Source organism: Arthrobacter sp. YD2 (assembly GCF_030410475.1).
GTDB lineage: Bacteria > Actinomycetota > Actinomycetes > Actinomycetales > Micrococcaceae > Arthrobacter_B > Arthrobacter_B zhangbolii.
Window position 1 is genome coordinate 2611 of the sequence record NZ_JAUHHB010000005.1, and the last position, 2689, is coordinate 5299.

The 2689-nt window shown below is 55.7% G+C and carries 2 rRNA genes (1 of these 2 cut by a window edge); both read right to left on the reverse strand.

What is annotated here, in order from left to right:
* A 23S ribosomal RNA gene (locus tag QWJ37_RS16155) occupies positions 1 to 443 on the reverse strand; it reaches 2500 nt to the left of the window's first position.
* Positions 444 to 980: 537 nt separating this feature from the next.
* A 16S ribosomal RNA gene (locus QWJ37_RS16160) occupies positions 981 to 2509 on the reverse strand.
* Together the 16S and 23S rRNA genes form the textbook arrangement of a ribosomal RNA operon.
* Between the last annotated feature and the right edge of the window lie 180 nt (positions 2510 to 2689).

Consider the following 2689-nt stretch of genomic DNA (forward strand, 5'->3'; position numbering starts at 1 on the left):
GCGGCAGCATACATTCCGGTTACGGGGCTAACACCCTCTACGGCCTGGCTTTCAAACCAGTTCACCTATGCATCTGCACTCACTTCACCGATCCGGCAGAATCGGTACGGAAAGTCCCGCAACCCCAGTGATGCAACGCCCGCCGGCTATCACACACCACTGGTTTAGCCTCTTCCGCGTTCGCTCGCCACTACTAACGGAATCACTGTTGTTTTCTCTTCCTGTGGGTACTGAGATGTTTCACTTCCCCACGTTCCCTCCACGCACCCTATGTGTTCAGATGCGGGTCACCCGGTCACTCGCGCGCCGGGCGGGGTTTCCCCATTCGGACATCCTGGGATCAAAGTTCGGTTATCAACTCCCCCAGGCTTATCGCAGATTCCTACGTCCTTCTTCGGCTCCTGATGCCAAGGCATCCACCGTGTGCCCTTAAAAACTTGACCACAAAGATCAATAATTAATATCGCTATCGAGAAAACCACGGTCACACCCCGCCACCACCCAAAGGCGGCACCGGGATCTACCAGGTTTTTCTGAAATTGCACTTAATAATTTTTAAGATGCTCGCGTCCACTATGTAGTTCTCAAACAACAACCCCGTCACACCCATCCACACCCGGCACCCCCGCAAAGAGGCGAACCCGTGATGTATCCGGCATGCGCAGGAACAAACAGAAACAAACCACAACCATGAACAACCACCCCGGCCGCAAAGCCCGGATCATTACCCACGGTCCTGTTGTCTCAGGACCCAACAGTGTGCCAAACGGTCAACCGGCCTACCCGCCCGAACCAACGCTTTCCAGGACTCCCCCAAGGGGAAGACCGTACTCACCGATCCGGGCATCACGCCGGCGCCTATCCATTGATATTCCACCCTTGAGCACCCACCGGAGAACAGATGTCTCCGATATGGGCATCTCCTGCAGGAGACACATCCGGCACTGTGGCCGGACATACCGTCCTGAGGTGCTCCTTAGAAAGGAGGTGATCCAGCCGCACCTTCCGGTACGGCTACCTTGTTACGACTTAGTCCCAATCGCCGGTCCCACCTTCGACGGCTCCCTCCCACAAGGGGTTAGGCCACCGGCTTCGGGTGTTACCAACTTTCGTGACTTGACGGGCGGTGTGTACAAGGCCCGGGAACGTATTCACCGCAGCGTTGCTGATCTGCGATTACTAGCGACTCCAACTTCATGAGGTCGAGTTGCAGACCTCAATCCGAACTGAGACCGGCTTTTTGGGATTAGCTCCACCTCACAGTATCGCAACCCTTTGTACCGGCCATTGTAGCATGCGTGAAGCCCAAGACATAAGGGGCATGATGATTTGACGTCGTCCCCACCTTCCTCCGAGTTGACCCCGGCAGTCTCCTATGAGTCCCCGCCATAACGCGCTGGCAACATAGAACGAGGGTTGCGCTCGTTGCGGGACTTAACCCAACATCTCACGACACGAGCTGACGACAACCATGCACCACCTGTAAACCGGCCACAAGTGGGGGACCTGTTTCCAGGTCTTTCCGGTTCATGTCAAGCCTTGGTAAGGTTCTTCGCGTTGCATCGAATTAATCCGCATGCTCCGCCGCTTGTGCGGGCCCCCGTCAATTCCTTTGAGTTTTAGCCTTGCGGCCGTACTCCCCAGGCGGGGCACTTAATGCGTTAGCTACGGCGCGGAAAACGTGGAATGTCCCCCACACCTAGTGCCCAACGTTTACGGCATGGACTACCAGGGTATCTAATCCTGTTCGCTCCCCATGCTTTCGCTCCTCAGCGTCAGTTAATGCCCAGAGACCTGCCTTCGCCATCGGTGTTCCTCCTGATATCTGCGCATTTCACCGCTACACCAGGAATTCCAGTCTCCCCTACATCACTCTAGTCTGCCCGTACCCACTGCAGACCCGGGGTTGAGCCCCGGGCTTTCACAGCAGACGCGACAAACCGCCTACGAGCTCTTTACGCCCAATAATTCCGGATAACGCTTGCGCCCTACGTATTACCGCGGCTGCTGGCACGTAGTTAGCCGGCGCTTCTTCTGCAGGTACCGTCACTTTCGCTTCTTCCCTGCTGAAAGAGGTTTACAACCCGAAGGCATTCGTCCCTCACGCGGCGTCGCTGCATCAGGCTTTCGCCCATTGTGCAATATTCCCCACTGCTGCCTCCCGTAGGAGTCTGGGCCGTGTCTCAGTCCCAGTGTGGCCGGTCACCCTCTCAGGCCGGCTACCCGTCGTCGCCTTGGTGGGCCATTACCCCAACCAACAAGCTGATAGGCCGCGAGTCCATCCAAAACCGCATAAAGCTTTCCACCCCCATGGCATGCGCCAGGAGGTCGTATCCGGTATTAGACCCGGTTTCCCAGGCTTATCCCGAAGTCAAGGGCAGGTTACTCACGTGTTACTCACCCGTTCGCCACTAATCATTCTGTGCAAGCACAGAAGTCATCGTTCGACTTGCATGTGTTAAGCACGCCGCCAGCGTTCATCCTGAGCCAGGATCAAACTCTCCGTAAATGTTTTACAGACACAATGCCGGGGCCAAGGAAAATTGGCCGCCAGGCACTGCACTAAATTCGAAACCGGCTAAAAAAACCGTTCCATACCCACGGGGTGGGCGGACACGGTCGATTCAACCAATCAAAATAAATTGGTATCAATAAACTTGGCACACTATTGAGTTCTCAAACAACAGAC